The sequence below is a fragment of the Aeromonas sp. FDAARGOS 1414 genome (assembly GCF_019047065.1).
Classification (GTDB): domain Bacteria; phylum Pseudomonadota; class Gammaproteobacteria; order Enterobacterales; family Aeromonadaceae; genus Aeromonas; species Aeromonas veronii_A.
In genome coordinates, this window is sequence record NZ_CP077210.1 from 4,458,941 (window position 1) to 4,475,345 (window position 16,405).

Annotated in this window: 16 protein-coding genes; 6 read left to right on the forward strand and 10 right to left on the reverse strand. The window is 60.4% G+C overall.

What is annotated here, in order from left to right:
• Complete coding sequence (locus tag I6L44_RS20305; RefSeq protein ID WP_201999931.1) at positions 1–960, forward strand: LysR substrate-binding domain-containing protein; 960 nt, start codon at positions 1–3, stop codon at positions 958–960.
• A gap of 90 nt (positions 961–1,050) precedes the next feature.
• Here the strand turns inward: I6L44_RS20305 and I6L44_RS20310 are convergent, their stop codons facing one another.
• From I6L44_RS20310 to dusB, 6 genes are all read right to left on the reverse strand, one after another.
• Entirely contained in the window at positions 1,051–2,232 is a 1,182-nt protein-coding gene (locus I6L44_RS20310) for a M20 family metallopeptidase (protein WP_216952903.1), read from the reverse strand.
• Complete coding sequence (locus I6L44_RS20315) at positions 2,232–2,681, reverse strand: hypothetical protein (protein WP_005349183.1); 450 nt, start codon at positions 2,679–2,681, stop codon at positions 2,232–2,234. The genes I6L44_RS20310 and I6L44_RS20315 overlap by 1 nt, the downstream gene beginning before the upstream one ends.
• The gene (locus I6L44_RS20320) at positions 2,678–3,496 is read right to left on the reverse strand and encodes a DUF3100 domain-containing protein (protein ID WP_005358215.1); all 819 of its coding nucleotides are present in this window, start codon (positions 3,494–3,496) and stop codon (positions 2,678–2,680) included. The genes I6L44_RS20315 and I6L44_RS20320 overlap by 4 nt, the downstream gene beginning before the upstream one ends.
• Positions 3,497–3,754: 258 nt before the next feature.
• Entirely contained in the window at positions 3,755–4,636 is an 882-nt protein-coding gene (locus I6L44_RS20325) for a DMT family transporter (protein WP_216952904.1), read from the reverse strand.
• Between the two features lie 111 nt (positions 4,637–4,747).
• Positions 4,748–5,044, reverse strand: a complete 297-nt coding sequence (fis, locus tag I6L44_RS20330; RefSeq protein WP_005309538.1) for a DNA-binding transcriptional regulator Fis — start codon at positions 5,042–5,044, stop codon at positions 4,748–4,750.
• 26 nt (positions 5,045–5,070) lie between these two features.
• Positions 5,071–6,036 (reverse strand): tRNA dihydrouridine synthase DusB, encoded by a 966-nt coding sequence (dusB, locus tag I6L44_RS20335; RefSeq protein ID WP_019445016.1) that lies wholly within the window; start codon positions 6,034–6,036, stop codon positions 5,071–5,073.
• 292 nt (positions 6,037–6,328) lie between these two features.
• Here dusB and I6L44_RS20340 point away from each other — a divergent pair, with 292 nt between their 5' ends.
• From I6L44_RS20340 to I6L44_RS20355, 4 genes are all read left to right on the forward strand, one after another.
• A complete protein-coding gene (locus tag I6L44_RS20340) occupies positions 6,329–7,726 on the forward strand; it encodes a TolC family protein (RefSeq protein WP_216952905.1) in 1,398 nt (465 codons plus the stop codon).
• 73 nt (positions 7,727–7,799) lie between these two features.
• Positions 7,800–8,804, forward strand: a complete 1,005-nt coding sequence (locus I6L44_RS20345) for an HlyD family secretion protein (protein WP_005349194.1) — start codon at positions 7,800–7,802, stop codon at positions 8,802–8,804.
• On the forward strand, positions 8,804–9,958 hold the full coding sequence (locus I6L44_RS20350; RefSeq protein WP_216952906.1) for an ABC transporter permease: 1,155 nt from the start codon (positions 8,804–8,806) through the stop codon (positions 9,956–9,958). Before I6L44_RS20345 ends, I6L44_RS20350 begins: the two co-directional genes overlap by 1 nt.
• Entirely contained in the window at positions 9,958–11,154 is a 1,197-nt protein-coding gene (locus I6L44_RS20355; protein WP_216952907.1) for an ABC transporter permease, read from the forward strand. The genes I6L44_RS20350 and I6L44_RS20355 overlap by 1 nt, the downstream gene beginning before the upstream one ends.
• 110 nt (positions 11,155–11,264) lie before the next feature.
• Here I6L44_RS20355 and I6L44_RS20360 read toward each other — a convergent pair whose 3' ends face one another.
• The 3 genes from I6L44_RS20360 to I6L44_RS20370 all read right to left on the reverse strand — a co-directional run bounded on the left by I6L44_RS20360 (position 11,265) and on the right by I6L44_RS20370 (position 13,658).
• Positions 11,265–11,900 carry an SDR family oxidoreductase gene (locus I6L44_RS20360; RefSeq protein WP_216952908.1) on the reverse strand — a complete coding sequence of 212 codons (636 nt, stop codon included), beginning with the start codon at positions 11,898–11,900 and terminating at the stop codon, positions 11,265–11,267.
• Between the two features lie 133 nt (positions 11,901–12,033).
• Positions 12,034–12,888 (reverse strand): DnaA/Hda family protein, encoded by an 855-nt coding sequence (locus I6L44_RS20365; RefSeq protein WP_019445022.1) that lies wholly within the window; start codon positions 12,886–12,888, stop codon positions 12,034–12,036.
• Between the two features lie 71 nt (positions 12,889–12,959).
• A complete protein-coding gene (locus tag I6L44_RS20370) occupies positions 12,960–13,658 on the reverse strand; it encodes a DnaT-like ssDNA-binding domain-containing protein (RefSeq protein WP_005349201.1) in 699 nt (232 codons plus the stop codon).
• Between the two features lie 289 nt (positions 13,659–13,947).
• Here I6L44_RS20370 and I6L44_RS20375 point away from each other — a divergent pair, with 289 nt between their 5' ends.
• Positions 13,948–14,919: a response regulator gene (locus I6L44_RS20375; RefSeq protein WP_216952909.1), complete on the forward strand. Its 972-nt coding sequence runs from the start codon at positions 13,948–13,950 to the stop codon at positions 14,917–14,919.
• 74 nt (positions 14,920–14,993) lie between these two features.
• Here I6L44_RS20375 and I6L44_RS20380 read toward each other — a convergent pair whose 3' ends face one another.
• Positions 14,994–16,391: a peptide MFS transporter gene (locus tag I6L44_RS20380; protein ID WP_139399050.1), complete on the reverse strand. Its 1,398-nt coding sequence runs from the start codon at positions 16,389–16,391 to the stop codon at positions 14,994–14,996.
• Positions 16,392–16,405: the final 14 nt, after the last annotated feature.

Sequence of the window (16,405 nt, forward strand, 5' to 3'; positions counted from 1 at the left end):
ATGAACATCGCCCGGCTCAAGAACTTTACCGAGATTGTGAAGAACAACTTCAACATTTCGGCGACGGCGGAGAAGCTTTACACCTCCCAGCCAACCCTCAGCAAGCAGATGAAGATGCTGGAAGATGAGCTGGGGCTCGCCCTCTTTACCCGCAAGGGGAAAAATTTGGTCGGCTTGACCAGCGCAGGCGAGCAGGTGATGGAGCTGGCCAAGGGGGTAGTGGCGCAGGTGGAGCAGATCAACCAGCTGTCGCTGGGAGAGCAACTGGCCACCAGCGGGGTGCTGCGTATCGCCACCACCCACACCCAGGCGCGCTACAAGCTGCCAGCGGTGATCACCGAGTTCAGCCGTCGTTATCCCGATGTGGCGATCCAGCTCCATCAGGGAGCACCAGCCCAATTGGCCCAGATGGTGCAAAGCGGCGATGTGGATATGGCGATCGCCACCGAGTCCATGTATCTGTTCGACGAGCTGGCCGCGGTACCCTGCTATCGTTGGGGGCGCAGTGTGGTGGTGCCCCACGGTCATCCGTTGATCGACTGCCAGCCGCTGTCGATGGCCGATCTGGCCCGCTATCCCCTCATCACCTATGTGTTCGGCTTTACCGGCCGCTCCAAGATGGATAAGGCCTTCAGCCGCCATGGCCTCTCGCCGAAAACCGTGCTGACCGCCACCGACACCGATGTGATCAAGCACTACGTCCGGCTCGGGATGGGGGTCGGGGTGATTGCCAGCGTGGCCTTCGACGAGGGGGACAGGGAGGATCTGGTGAGTCTCAACATCGACCACCTGATCGCCTCGAGCGCGACCCACATCTGCCTGCGCAAGCATGCCCATCTACGTGACTACATGTACGACTTTATCCACCTCTACGCCCCCCATATCAGCCGGGAGACGGTACAGCTGCACCTTATTAACCAGCCGCCGACTGCCAATATGGCGGATTTGCCGTGGCTCTAGCCGCGGGATGTCTGCCGCGTACAGAGCAAAAATACAGAGATAAAAAAAGAGAGGCCTTGGCCTCTCTTCTGGTTTTATCGATATGCGGGATTAAGCGCTGCGGGTCGCCAGATTGATAAAGATCTGGGCTCCGACCAGCAGGCAATCGTCATCGAGGTAGTAGGGATTCGCATGCAGGTAGTTGCAGATCCCCTTGGCCTGACAGCCGCTGCCGAGGAAGAACATGGCCCCCTTGCGACCACGGCAGGCGTTGACCATGTAGCTGAAATCTTCGCTGCCGGTCATCGGCTGACCCTGAGCGTTGATCCCCTCGGAGGGCAATACGTCGGCGGCAGCTTGCAGCAGACGGGCGCAGGCATCGGCGTGGTTCTCGACCGCCGGATACCCGGCATAGACCATCTTGGTCTTGAAGCCGCGCAGTTCGCTCTGAGCCACGATCTCCTTGAAGCTGTTCTTCAGGATCTGGTCGGTCTCGGCATCCATGGCACGGATGGTACCGCGCGCCTGCACATGGTCGGCGATGGCGTTGGGGATGGTGCCGCCGTTGATCATGCCGCAGCCGAATACCGCCGGGCTGAACGGACTGGTGCGCTTGGCAACGATGTAGTCCATATCCTCGATGATCCGCACCGCTTCGCGGATGGCATCCAGCCCCTTGTGGGGGGTCGAGCCGTGGGCGGAGATGCCGTGCACATCCAGCGTCCAGGCGGAGCCCCAGGAGGACATGACACCGTGGTTGAACTTGATGGTGCCGGTCTCCATGGCGCCGTCGTTATGGAGGGCATAGACCTCGTCCACCCCCTTCATGCAGCCCAGTTCGACCATCTTCTCGGCGCCCGGCACCCGCATATCCTCTTCCGCCATCTGGAAGATAAAGCGGACGTTGTACAGCAGGCGATCGCGGTTGGCGGCCAGAAACTTGGCCGCGGTCAGGGCGATCGCCATATGGGAGTCGTGACCACAGTTGTGAGCCATTCCCTCGTGGGTCGACTTGAACGCAACGTCGCTCATGTCGTGCATCTCGAGGCCATCCATGTCGGCACGGAAGGCGATGGTCGGCAGTACAGGATCAACCACCAGATCGCCGTGAAAACCGGTGAAGCCCGGGTAGTCGGTGAGACGGTAGCCAAAGCTTGCCATCAGCTCGCGGCAGTAGGCTGAGGTCTTGAACTCGACGCCGGAGGCCTCCGGAATGGTGTGTAGGTGGTGGCGCACTTCCTGACTGAAGTCGCGCAGGGCCAGCAGGGCCGGTTCAATGTGAATGTTGTTCATCAGATGATCCCTTGAATGGAGAAGCCGAGTTGGGCCACCAGCGAGGCGCCGAAGAAGCAGCAGGTGGAGACGATCATGAAGATCAGGATCACTTTCCAGGACATCTTCTTCAGCTCTTCCAGCTGACCGCCCACCGAGAGACCGGCAAAAGCCAGCAGCGGTACGCAGCAGGAGAGGAAGGAGATCTTGGCAACTGCGTCGATAAAGAGACCGCGCACCGGGGTTTCCGGCAGGCAGATGAGAATGCCGATGATGGTGGCATAGGCAAATGCCGGCAGGGAGGAGGGCAGATAGCGCTTGGCAATCAGCGAAGCGAACACCACCAGCGACATGGCGACGAAGCTGTCACCCATAAGCCAGAGCGGAGTGCCGGTGGTCAGGGTCTGGGTAAACATAGCCAGCAGGATCGCCAGAAAGACGAACCGCATATCCATTACGATGCTTTTCATGCTTTCTCTCCTTTGGCAGTCAGGGCATAGATTTTTTCAGCGAGCGGCAGACCCAGATAGGTAAGGGAGAGGGCGCCGAGGGCAGACGAGAGCAGGTTCGAGGCTGCCGCGATACTCAGCACCTGCTGAGCCAGCGCTTCGTCGAGACCGTTGATCAGGGCGCCGGAGGCGGCACTCAGCATGGAGCCTGAGCCCACGCCGGAGCCGGCAGCCAGCGCCAGCGGGTGCAGGCCGGTGAGCGGGGCGATACTGCCCAGTACGCTGAACCAGAGGGTGCCGATAACGGAGCCGCACAGGTAGATAGCCAGCACGCCGATGTACTCCTGAGAGCCGGTGCCGAACTTGCCCTGAATTACCGCGACTGACGGCTCACGGCTGATGGAGGAGCAGGCCCCGATGGCGCGGCGGCCAAAGCCGAACTTCACCGCCAGCGGGATGGCGATCAGGATCGGCAGCAGGTTGCCAATCTCCTGCAGGAACAGCGGTACGCCGACGCTCAGGATCATCTTCAGGTTGGGGATGATCATCCCCGCGTACTGGGTACCCAGGATCAGCAGGCTGAAGCCCACCATCTTGCCGCAGAAGCCCTCTTCTTTCTCGGTGAAGAGACTCTTCCAGCCGGGGATGCGATCCTTGACCGGCTTGGCGGAGACAATCATGCCGATGATGACGGCAAAGAGCATCGGCAGGATCGGAATGATGGCGATGCCTATCTTGATCTCCTGCTTGCCTATCAGGTACTGGGCCACAAAGATCAGCATGGCGGTTGCCAATATGCTGACCGTGACCGTCTTGAGGGGGCTGGTTTGCTGCATAGTCTTTTCTCTTGTTATTCCCATGTGTGGCCATCGTCAGGATTGTCCAGACCGATGATGTGGGCATCATAGGGAGCTAAGAGGGGCAGGTATGTGACCTTCATCAAGCTGGCCATATGGCATTTTTTCATGGGGTATGCCCTTTAACCCTCTGGATACCAAGGGTTAAAGGCCGTTAACAGAACGTCAGCATTGGCAGGACAAGATAAGCAAACAGGAGGGAAATGGTGACACCGCCCCGCAGGGCGGTGACGCGGATCAGACGGGCGTTTTGAGCCGTGCACTGCGCAGCAGCAGGGGAAGCTGGTAGAGCACCAGAGCGCCGAGCACCAGTCCGGCACCGGCCAGTTTGGCGCCGCCGAGGGGTTCGCTATAGAAGAGGGTGCTCAGCAGCAGAGTCCAGACCGGTTCCAGCAGCATCATCAGGGCGGCATGGGCGGTAGTCATCTTGCTCAGGGCGTGGGTGAGCAGCCAGTAGCGCAATGTGGTGGCGATCAAGACGCTCGCCGCAAACCAGCCCCAGATGCCGTGGCTGACTCCAGCCTCGGGCCACTGCTCGGTCAGCAGGGAGAGCAGGGTGCCGAGCAGGCCGGTCATCGCCAGCTGGATGCAGGTGAGCCAGGTGGGGGCGATGGATTGAGCGAAGTGGCGATGAACGGCAAGCTGGATGCCGAGGGTGGTGGCCGCCGCCAGAAACCAGAACAGCGAGAGCGACACGCCCCAGTGGGTGCTGCTGGAGAGCAGCAGCAAACCGGCGATGGCGATGGGCAGGGTGAGCCAGTAGTGGCGGCCGGGTTTGGCCCGAAAGGCGGCCCAGGCGGCCAGCGGGGCCATCAGGGTGGCGACGCTCATGATAAAGGCGCCGCTGCCGAGCGCATCGCTCTGGCTGATGGCGGTGACCCACAGCAACAGGCTGGCGCCAAGCAGGGTGCCACAACCGGCGGCGCGCACCATCTGGGCTCGGCTCGGCGGTGGCTCGCGCAGCCAGGCCAGGGGGAGCAAAAGCAGGGCGGCCAGCAGAAAGCGGCTGCCGATAAAGGCGGCGGGCGGCAGTTCGCGGATCGCCTCTTTCGAGAAGAGCCAGCCGGCGGCGGCCAGCAGGGTGACCAGTACCATCAGCAGCAGGGGCGTGCGGTTCATAGCGCTTGTAGTGGGGAAGTGGGAAGGGGAGCATAAAGAAAGGCGCCGGGTATTGCTACCTGGCGCCTTTCGCATCTGCCTTGAACCGCCGTCGCGGCTCGCGGCCAGCAATCAGTTCATGCCGTAACGCTTGAGCTTCTTGCGCAGGGTGCCACGGTTGATACCCATCATCACGGCAGCGCGAGTCTGGTTACCACGGGTGTACTGCATGATCACGTCCAGCATCGGCGCTTCGACTTCGGAGAGAACCATATCGTACAGATCAATCACTTCCTGACCGTTCAACTGGGCCAGGTAGTTACGCAGGGCCTGTTGCACAGAGTCACGCAGGGGGCGCTGGGTCGGCTCGGCAGCGTGATTGTGAGTAGTTGTTACCAATGCATCAGAAGTCAGGGTTTGTTCGAACATATTCGGTCGGCTCTTTAGTTATCTTGTTAACCTAATCCATCGAAATACGCTTCGAGTGCCTCAAGTTGCGCGTCTGCGCAATCCAGGGCATTGAAGTGCTTACGGAATTCTCGGCCCGTCTCTTCTTCATCCAGATACCAGCCCACGTGTTTACGGGCTATGCGCGCTCCCAGATATGCACCATAAAACCGGTGCAGGTTGGTTACATGCTCGTTCATCAGGGTGCGAACCTCTTCCCTCTCGGGAGGCGGCAGCTTGGTGCCCGTCTCAAGAAAATGACGGATTTCCCGGAAAATCCAGGGTCGTCCTTGCGCAGCTCGGCCGATCATCACGGCGTCGACACCGGTATAGTCGAGGACATACCGGGCTTTCTCCGGGCTGTTGATGTCACCATTGGCGACAACAGGAATCGATACGGCCTGCTTAATCGCCCTGATCGTGTCGTACTCCGCTTCGCCCTTGTAGAGGCAGGCACGGGTACGACCATGCACGGCAAGGGCCGCGATACCGCAATCTTCGGCGATTCGGGCGATCTCCACGCCATTGCGGTTATCCGGATCCCATCCTGTGCGGATCTTCAAGGTGACAGGCACCTCCACTGCATCCACCACGGCCCGGCAAATTGCTTTGACCTGATCGGGGGCACGCAGCAGGGCAGAACCTGCCAACTTCTTATTCACTTTTTTTGCCGGACATCCCATGTTGATGTCGACGATCTGTGCGCCCTGCTCCACGTTGTAGCGGGCAGCAAACGCCATCATCTCGGGGTCGGCTCCGGCAATCTGGACCGAACGCAATCCGCCTTCTGCAGAGTGATCCATCCTCATCCGGGTTTTCTGGGTATCCCAGACATCCGGGTTGGCCAGCAGCATCTCGGAAACGGCCATGCCAGCCCCCAATCGCAAACAAAGTTCACGGAATGGTCGGTCAGTTACACCGGCCATGGGAGCCACAATCAAGGGAGTTTCAAGCGTGTGGGGACCTATCTGCATTCCACGGTTACCATCGGCTTAGGGCGGCGTATATTACGCATTTTTTAGGCAGGAGAAAAGGTTAGTATTTGAGCGTCAGCCATTTTTTTCTGAAAAAAACGTCGCGCCAAGGCTTGCAAATTCTGGAGTTATTGAAAAACGGCCAGATTGCCGGAGACTGATCGCTGTACCATTCGGGTCGGACGCCTGCATAATTGTCAGTCCACTTGCAGGCCCGCTTTGCGTTATGATGGCGGGCTTAAGTCGAGCAAATGCTCCAAACATTTATGCAACAAAAGCGGATTGGGGATCTATGACGTCAAGGTTCATTAAATCACTCTGGCCGTGTCTGCTGGGGGCCGTGCTGGGGTCGGCGCAGGCGCAAACCATCAGTTTCGGCGAAGCCTGGACCCGGGTCATCCAGCAGGATGAAGGGCTGGCTGCCGAGCAGGCCGGGGTCGATCGGGCCAAGCAGTTGCGCGAGGCGGCCAAGGACATGTATCTGCCCAAGGTGGATCTGGGGGCCAGCTATACCCATCTTGATCAGCCGATTGAACTTGATGCCCTCGATCTCAATCCGCTGGCCAAGCAGAAAGATCTGATCCTGGCACTCGGCAGCCTGTTCGGGGTCGGGGCCAACGCATTTGTCACCCCCCTGACCAAACAGAATGTGGTGACCAGCTCGGTCAAGATGCTCTGGCCGCTGTTTGCCGGTGGTCGCATCGATGCGGCGCAGGAGATCCGCCAAGCGCAGGTGAGCGAGGCGCAGCAGCTGCTGGTGCTCAAGCAGCAATCCACCTTCGAGAGCCTCTCCCAGACCTATTTCGGCGTGGTGCTGGCTGCTCAGGTGGTGCAGACCAAACAGGAGATCGAAGAGGGGCTGGCCCACCATCTGGATCACGCCAAGAAGCTCGAAGCGCAGGGCCAGATCGCCAGGGTGGAGCGCCTCTCCGCCCAGTCGGCCTATGACAGAGCGCGCATCGATACCCAGAAGGCGCGTCGCAGCCTCGAGATCGCCGAGCTGGCCCTCGGCCGCATGCTGAAGTTGCCAAATGCCCAGCCGGGCAGCGGCCTGTTCGTCAACAAGGATCTGCCGCGCCTCGAGGGGTTGGTGAGCCAGACCCTGGAGGTGCACCCCGGTCTCAAGTTGCTCAGTGCCAAGAAGGAGCAGGCCAAGGGGATGATCCGGGTCGAGCAGGGCAAATATGCCCCCGAGGTGTTCCTGTTCGGTAACTACAACCTCTATGAAGATGATTCGATAGCTTCCAAGACCGCGCCGGACTGGCTGGTGGGGGTGGGTGTCAGCATGCCGTTGGTGAGCCGCGATGGCCGCTCCGAGACGGTGCAGGCAGCCAAGAGTGCCGAGCTGCAAGTCAATCTGCTGCAGGCCAAGACCCGTCAGGATCTGGAGTTGCTGGTAGAGAAGACCTGGCGCGAAGCGGCGCAGGGGCTGGAGGAGTATCAATCCCTCTCTTCCACTCAGGCGTTGGCAGAGGAGAACGTGCTACTGCGGGACAAGGCCTTCGGGCAAGGACTTTCTACCTCCCTTGATGTGGTGGATGCCCAAAACCAGCTGGCGGGGGTGAAGACCCAGCGCGCAGCGGCGGCCTATCAATATGTGGTGTCGCTGGCCCGTCTGCTGGCGCTCTCCGGCCAGATGAACAGTTTCAATCAATATCAGCATGGTCAGGTGATCGAGGTGAACTCATGATCCCGGTCCTGTCTGTTCCTTTTTTCATGTCTTTTCCGACCGTCAAGGGTCGCCCGTTTGTCGAGGTGAAGTGATGAGCCATCCCCCCATCAAAAAGAAGATGAGCCAGGGTAAACCGCTGTTGTTGCCATTGGCGCTGGTGATCCTGGTGGTGTGGCTCGGCTGGCGCTTCTGGCTGGCCTATCAACCGGAGCCGGTGCATCTGCAAGGGCAGATTGAAGCGCAGCAGTACTCGGTCTCCTCCAAGGTACCGGGTCGCATCGACGAGGTGCTGGTGAAAAAAGGCGATCAGCTGACCAAGGATCAACTGGTCTTTACCCTGGCGAGCCCCGAGATTGAAGCCAAGTTGAGCCAGGCCAAGGCCGGTGAGGCCGCTGCGGGTGCGCTGGCGCAAGAGGCGGAGAAAGGGGCCAGAGCCCAACAGATCGCTGCCGCCAAGGATCAGTGGCAAAAAGCCAAGGCTGCCGCCCAGCTGCGTGGCAAGACCTATGAGCGGGTGGCCAGTCTGCATCGCGACGGCGTAATGCCGCTGCAAAAACGCGATGAGGCCTGGACCGCGTGGCAAGCTGCACGCTACAGCGAAGGGATGGCGTGGCAACAGTACCAGATGGCGTTGGAAGGGGCGCGGGAAGAGACCAAGATCGCCGCTCGCGAGAAGGCCAAGATGGCGGCGGGTTCTGTTGCCGAGGTTGAGGCCTATCTGGCCGACACCCGCATCACCAGCCCCCACAATGGTGAAGTGAGTCAGGTACTGCTGCGTAGCGGCGAGCTGGCGCCACAAGGCTTCCCGGTGGTGACCCTGCTCGACATGAGCGATGCCTGGGCCCAGTTCCACGTTCGCGAGGATCTGCTGCCCCGCTTCCCGGTCGGTACCGAGTTTGATGCCCGCATCCCGGGCCTTGGCGATCAGACCGTGCGCTTCAAGGTGACCCATGTGGCCGTGATGGGGGATTTCGCCACCTGGCGTGCCACCGATACCCGTCAGGGCTTCGACATGAAGAGCTTCCAGGTGGAGGCTCGCCCGCTGCAACCGGTTGAGGGGTTGCGGGTTGGCATGAGTGTGCTGGTTGAACTCTGATGGGACGTGAATTTCGGCTGCTGTGGCAGGATCCCTTCAGTCGTGCCCTGATGAGCTGGGTGCCGCTGCTGCTGATGGGGATCCTCTGCTGGATCTTCTCGGCAGGGCTGGCCCGCGACCTCAAGGTAGGGCTGGTGGATCTCGACCACAGCGTGCTCTCGCGCCAGCTCGCTTTCTCGCTGGATGGCTCGGCCGGGCTCAAGGTGGCGCAACAGTTTGACTCCATCGATGCCGGTGCCCGAGCCCTGCGCGGTGGCGATATCTATGCGCTGGTGGTGATCCCCAACCATCTGGAGCGGGATGCCCGTCAGGGCACCCAGCCGCAGGTGACGGTGTTCAACAACGGCCAGTTTATCCTCATCGCCAAGCTGGTCAACTCGGCGCTGGCGCAGGTGGTAGGCACCCTTAACGGTCAGGTCGGCGTGCTGGAGGCGATGGCCGATGGCAAGGCGCTGCCCGGCGCTCTCGGGCAGTCGGTGCCCATCAGCAGTCAGGTGACTGCGCTCTATAACCTCAACTCCAGCTACGCCCAATTTCTGTTGAGTGCCATTCTGCCCGCGGTGTGGCAGATCCTGGTGGTGCTGTTCGGCCTCAATGCGCTGGCCCGTACCGATCGGCTGGGGCTGGACTGGACCACGTGCGGTGTCTGGTTCGGCCTCTGGCGCACCCTGCTGCCCCACGTGCTGATTGGCTGGGGGTGGGGGATTGTCTGGACGCTGCTGCTGTTCAAGGGCTTCTCCTATCCCATGCACGGTAGCTGGTTGGTATTGCTGGTGGGGCTGGGGCTCGCCTCGGCCGCCTGCGTCACCATGGGGGCTTTTTTCTACGGCATTATCCGGGATCCGGCCCGCGCTCTGTCGCTGGCGGGGGCTTACACTGCGCCCGGTTTTGCCTTTATGGGAGTCACCTTTCCGGTGAGTGCCATGGGGGATTTCGCCCGCTTCTGGCGCAGCCTGCTGCCGGTCTCTCACTATGTCGAGCTGCAGATTGGTCAGAGCAACTACGGTCTGCCCCTCGCATCGGCGCTGCCGCAACTGGGGGCTCTGCTGCTGTTCCTGCTCCCCTTGCTGCTGGTGGTGCGCCGTTACAAGCAGCAGGCCGAGCTGGCACGTCAATCAGCCGCAGTGGCAGTCGCTGAAAAGGAGCCTGAGTGATGCTGGGATTTGTCGATCTGTTGCGCCTCGAGCTACGCACCCTGCTGGCGGATCGAGCCATCATGCTGACCCTGTTTGGCGGGGTGATCTTCTACTCGTTTCTCTATCCCCAGCCCTATCTGCATCAGCTGCCACGGGAAGAGGCGGTAGTGGTGGTCAACGACGATGGCAGTCAGTTGTCCCGTCAGCTGGAGTTTATGGCCGATGCCACGCCGCAGGTGAAGCTGGTTGCGCGGGCCAATTCGCTGGCCGAGGCGCGCCAGCTGATGATGGCCGGGGAGGCGAGCGGGATCCTGCACATCCCCAACCACTTCTATCGGGACCTGATGCTGGGCAAGAGCGTCACCCTGAGCTATGCCGGTGATGCCTCCTACTTTCTGGTCTACGGCACCATTGCCGAAGGACTGGCGCAGGCCGGTGGCACTCTCGCCGCGCAGGTGAAGGTGGCGCGGCTGCTGAGCCACGGCGAGGCGCTGCCACAAGCGGCCATGGGCTGGAATGCGGTGGCCCTCAACGTGGTGCCGGTGTTCAACCCCACCATGGGTTATGTGAACTACGTGGTGCCGGCGGTGTTCGTGCTGATCCTCCATCAGGTGTTGCTGATGGGGGCGGGGATCCTAGGGGCGACCCAGAACCAGCGCAGTTGTCGCGGTGAGCATGGTTACTGGCAAAGCGCGCCGGTGTTGCCGCTGCTGCTGGCCAGAACTCTTGTGCTGGCTGGGTTGTTCCTGCTGCCGGTGAGCTACTTCCTCGGCTTCTGCTTCGATCACTACAATATCGCTCGTCATGCAGATCCGGTGCAGCTTTGGCTGTTTGCCCTGCCGTTCCTGCTGGCCACATGTTGGTTCGGGATTGTGTTGGGTGCCCTCTTTACCCGGCGTGATCTGCCTACTCAGGTGGTTCTGATCTCCTCCCTGCCGCTGGTCTTTCTGGCGGGCTTTATCTGGCCACTGGAGCTGATCCCGGCCCCCCTCAACTGGCTGGCTCAGTGGGTGCCCACTATCCCAGCCATTGAGGGTTTTCTGCGCCTTAACCAGATGGGGGCCGACTTCGCCCAGGTTTCCCGTTACTGGTGGCAGCTGTGGGGACTGGCGCTGCTCTACGGCGTGCTGGCGTGCCTGTTGCTGCGCTGGCGGCAGCAGTCGTTGCCGGTTGCTCGCCCGTCAGTCGTGCAGGGTGAAACGACCGCCGGTTAAACGGGATAGGGCAAGCGCCCGAGAGATAGCGTGTGCGGTAAAGTGAAAACGGTCAGCCCTTGGGCTGACCGTTTTGTTATGTGGTGGGGTTAAGCGGTTTTACTGCTGCTTTAGCCACGCTGGAGCGTGGGATCCCCGATGGCGTAGATCTGCCCCACAGCAGTCTCATCCGCCAGCAGACGCAGCCCTTGGGCGGCCACATCGGCGCGGCGTACCAGTCCGTGTACCTCCTTGCCCTGACTCAGCTCGGCACGGCCGGTGGCGTCGCCATCCTGAAGGCCCGCCGGGCGCAGAATGATCCATGCGAGGGCGCTGGTCTGCAGCCAGCTCTCCGCCAGACTCTTGAGACGTACCTCGTGACCGAAGGCGGCGCGTGCCCGCTCCGGCAGATACTGCCAGCTGTCGCCACAGCCGAGGGAGGTGACCAGCAGCAGCCGTTTCAGGCCTGCCTGCTCCATGGCATCGATCACATGACGGTTGCCCTGATAGTCCACCGGCGCGGCCTGACGGAAGCTGCCCAGTGTAGATACGACCTGTGCATCTAACCCCGCCCGGGCACATGCCTGCTGCACCGCAGCCGGCTCCAGCGCATCCCCTTCGATCACCTCAACTCCCAGCGCACTCAGTTCGGTGGCCATCTCGGGGCTGCGTACCAGCGCAACGACCCGGTGACCCTGGCTCAGGGCGTGGTGAGTAAAGGCGCGGCCCAGCCCGCGGCTGGCTCCGAAAATCAGTGTGGTTGGCATAGATGAGCTCCCTTGGCAAAAGGGGCTAGCCTAGTGGCTTGTTCGTCTGCTGTAAATGAGAGTTGTTTCTATTTGTGAGTCAGCAAGGAGGAGAAGGTGCGAGCCGTCAGCGACTCGCACTCTTTGAGAAGCATCAGCCGTTGTAGTTGCCGATGCTGGGGCGACGGCTGGGGCCGCTCAGGTGGATATCCACCGGATTGAACGCCTTGATCGCCTCATAGCTGAAATCACCGATCGCCTGATGCAGGGTCTGTGGTGTGTGGTTGGTGATGATGATGACGCTCTTTGACAGGTTGCGACGGCGGCGCAGCAGGTGGCCGAGGAAGCTGGACTGGCTCTCCGCCATTTTGGCGCGGTTGGCTGATACCTCATCGATGATCAGCAGGTCCACCTCTTCCAGCGCGCGGCGGTACTGGTTGCGCTCGTCCTGATCGGGGATGACGTTGAAGAACAGTCGATCGACGATGGAGGCCCACTGCTGGAAGATCACCGATTTCTGGTGACGGGCGATCAGCTCATGCGCTACCGCTCCCGCCAGGGTCGACTTGCCGGTGCCGTAGTCGCCGTAGATCAGCATGCAGCCGCCACCGCTCTTCTCCCAGTGCTCGAAACCGCTGATAAAGTAACGGGCGGTTTCGATGGGGTATTGCAGCGCCGGATCTGTGGCATCCATCTTGTCAAATACCCAGTCGGGGTTGAGGTCGGCTTGGGCGATCAGCTTCTGGATCCGCTCCTGACGGGCCGCCTTCTGCAGCTCGCGCACCTCGGCGTTGGCCTTGGCGTCGTACTCCTTGCGCAGGGTCTCGTAGTCATACTGGCCGCCACCGGTCTCTTGTTGCAGGCGACGAATGCGCTCCAGCAGGCCACCCACATGGCGGCTCAATTCCGGGTCGTGAATGCGGTGATCCTGCTTGGCCTTGGCGATCTTCTGGCGCTTGGCTTCGATCTCTTCCAGCTCCTGGCGCAGGGGATCTTGCGGGTCAGTCATGGAATGCTCCTTCTGCTCGATCAGGGATGGGTAGACAAGGGGTTGATTCTGCCTGCAGGCGGGGGCCGCTATCAATCATTATCCGGCTCCTGCTGCGCTGCGGGTTCTTGCGTCTGCTGTTGGGCCAGTCGCTTGGCCTCTTCAATCATCTGTTGGGCCCGTTTGCTGGGGCCCGACTCTGCCGGGGCCGGCGTCACCTGCTGGTAGCCCTGCACCTCCATCGGTTTGCGACGGGTATAGCGGCGGGTCTTGAGGGCGCGAATGAACTTGAGCATCCATTGATGCTGGGAGTCGAACACCTCGGGGCGCCCCAGCCAGTAGGCGATAAACTCCCCCAGATCTTCTTCGCTATAGCTGGCATCGATCACCCCGCACAGACGGGCGAGGGCGGGCAGCTCCTCGTCCGGTCGCCATTGCAGATGCATCTGGAAGGGGCGCTCCGGCAGCGGGCTGCGCAATTTCTGGGTCAGCAGTGGCAATTGGAACGGGCACTGATGGTAGTGCTCACTCTCGGGCTGAGCCTCGACCTGCAGCAGGCCCGCCTCCATCAGTTCATCGAACAGCTCGGTGAGCTGACGGGCATTGACCTGAAACGAGAAGCCGCAGGGATCACCCGGATCGACCACTGCCAGTGCCCGACCCAGCTCGGGATAGTTGAGCCGGGCCGCCTGATTTTCCAGCACCAGTCGGCGCAGCTGCAGGGTATAGAGGCTGCGAGCCGGATGGGACAATCTGGGGTGGGCAAGGGCACTGTATTCGGCTGGGGTCATGGTCTTCTTCACGAGCTGGAGTGGGGGGCATTATCCCCTATGGTGCTCTCCTGCACAATTCGTCACACTGCAAGTGAGTGCCCTGCATGGTCGGGTGGTGAAAATTGAGCGTACCGCGGAGCGTTGAGCAGGGAGAGCGGGATTATGTCGATAATCCAGCAGCTTGCACTATTTTGGTATGCAGATTAGCCAATCCGGCTATTTGTGACGCAAGGCACGCGGCATTTCTGCTGATTTAGACTAGTCTTATTACTTAAATAAACAATTGACTCATAAGGTTTTTGTCAACATGCCAAAACCCGGACTGCGGATCCTGGTGGTGGAAGACGAAGCAGTTTTTCGCCATTCGTTAGTGAGTTACCTCGCGCGGGACGGGGCAACGGTGTTTCAGGCTGAGGATGGAATTGAAGGGTTGTCAGCTGCAGCGATTTATCATCCCGACGTGGTACTGTGCGATCTCAATATGCCCAATATGGATGGCCGCGAGGTAATCGCCTGTCTCTCTGCGCGCTATCCCCATATTCCGGTTATCGTCATTTCGGCCCAGAGCTCCATGGAGGCGGTCGCCAGTGCCTTGCGTGCCGGTGCTCGGGACTACCTGCTCAAGCCCCTCGAGAACTTCGCACTGGTCGATCGCAGTATCGACCAGTGCCTGAATGGGAGTTCCACACGAGCTCAGCAGCTCGAATTGATGGCGCATATGGATTACTTCAGTGCGCATGATCGGGCTGCCAGCCGTTTGCTCGCCGGGCTGAAGCCACCGGGATTGCAGGAGTGGGGCCCCTGGCAGGTCACGTTCAAGGGGCTTGGGCACCTCTTCATTCCCGATACCTTCAAGGTGGAAGACAAGCTGCTGGTGCTGGTGATGGAGATGCCCATCATGGGGACGGATGCAGCATTTTGCGGGGCGCTGGTGCGCTCTCTGATGAACGTGCCCTATCGCCAGTTTCAGCAGAACGAGAGCCGTTTGCTGAGCCAACCGCACCGGTTGCTCGACTACCTAAACCATCAGTTGATGGAGTCCGGGTTGCGCCACGCTTTTGCCATGGCTGCTCTGCTGTTTGATCAGCACGATGGGCTGGTATTTGCCAATGCCGGGCTCACTTCCCCCCACTGGTTGATGCGCTCGGGTGGATTACCGCTTGGTCTGATGCGCAACAGCCACTACGCTCTGCACAAACGCAGCTGGCATGAACCATTCGATCTGCAGTTTCGCAGCGACAGCGGTAGTGCGCTCAATGTGCAGGTGCGTCATCACTGAGGCTGCTTGACTAGAGACCAAAACAGACAAGGCGCCCGATGGGCGCCCTGTCTGTTGTCTACAATCCTGACAGTTTAGACGGTGGCGGAGTGTAGTTTCTTCTCTTGAGCTTGCGGCTCTTTGGCCGGGCCTTCGGCACCGTGCATCCAGTAAACCAGACGATTAGCCATGGTCAGCAGCAACAGGGCGCTCAGCACCGCAGCCAGGGCGATGCCACCGAAGATGGCGATCGGGCCGGCTTCACCAACAATGGAGCCGATAAAGCCCGCAGCATAGTTGGCGATGGCGATAAAGCCCATCCAGGCACCCATCATGAGGGAAGCCAGACGCAGCGGAGCCAGCTTGGTCACCATGGAGAGGCCGATCGGGGAGAGGCAGAGCTCGCCCAGGGTGTGGAACAGGTAAGCACCAACCAGCCAGAACATGGAGGTCTTGACGGTGTTGTCACCACCCTGCTGCAGCACGGCACCCACCATGAACAGGAAGCCGATAGCCAAGAACAGCAGACCCATGGCGAATTTCACCGGAGAGTTCGGCTCTTTCTTGCCGAGCTTGATCCAGATGGCCGCAACGACCGGCGCCAGGGTGATAATGAAGAAGGGGTTCAGGGATTGGAACCAGGCGGTCGGCACTTCGAAGCTGCCGATCATGCGGTCGGTATACTCCTGGGTGTAGAGGTTCATCAGACCACCGGCCTGCTCGAAGCCGGCCCAGAAGATGATGGTGAACAGACCCAGTACCAGAATAACCTTGATGCGATCCACTTCCTGCTTGGTCAGCGGTGCTTTCTGCTCGGTAGTACGCAGGGCGGCTGCGCGCTGGGCGGCAGTGACGCGACCGATGTCACCCAGGAAACGCTGGGCCATGGTGGCCTGGATCACCAGAGAGAGCAGCATACCGATACCGGCGCCGACGAAAGCAGCTTGCCAGCCGTAGGCCGTAGCGGCAGCACCACAGATCACACCTGCCAGCAGGGAACCTAGGTTGATACCCATGTAGAAGATGGTGAAAGCACCATCACGGCGATGATCGCCCTCTTCATAGAGGTCACCCACCATGGTGGAGATGTTCGGTTTGAACAGGCCGTTACCCACGATCAGCAGCGCGAGGCCCGCGTAGAACATGGTGTTGACCATATCCGGGAACATGGCGTGGGGCAGTGCCAGAGTGAACTGACCTGCGGCCATCAGCACGGCACCGATCAGGATGGCGCGACGTTGACCCAGGAAGGTGTCAGCCAGCCAGCCGCCGATCAGCGGAGTGATATAAACCAGACCGGTATAGATACCGTAGAGTTTGAGGGCATCTGCCTGACTCCAGCCCAGACCGCCGTTGGCAGTCAGGTCGGTCAGATAGAGCACCAGTACGGCACGCATGCCGTAATAGGAGAATCTCTCCCACAGTTCGGTACTAAAGAGCAAAAAAAGCCCTTTAGGGTGACCTAAAAAGGTCCCTTTTGACGGGTTATTCATTGGAACTTCCACCT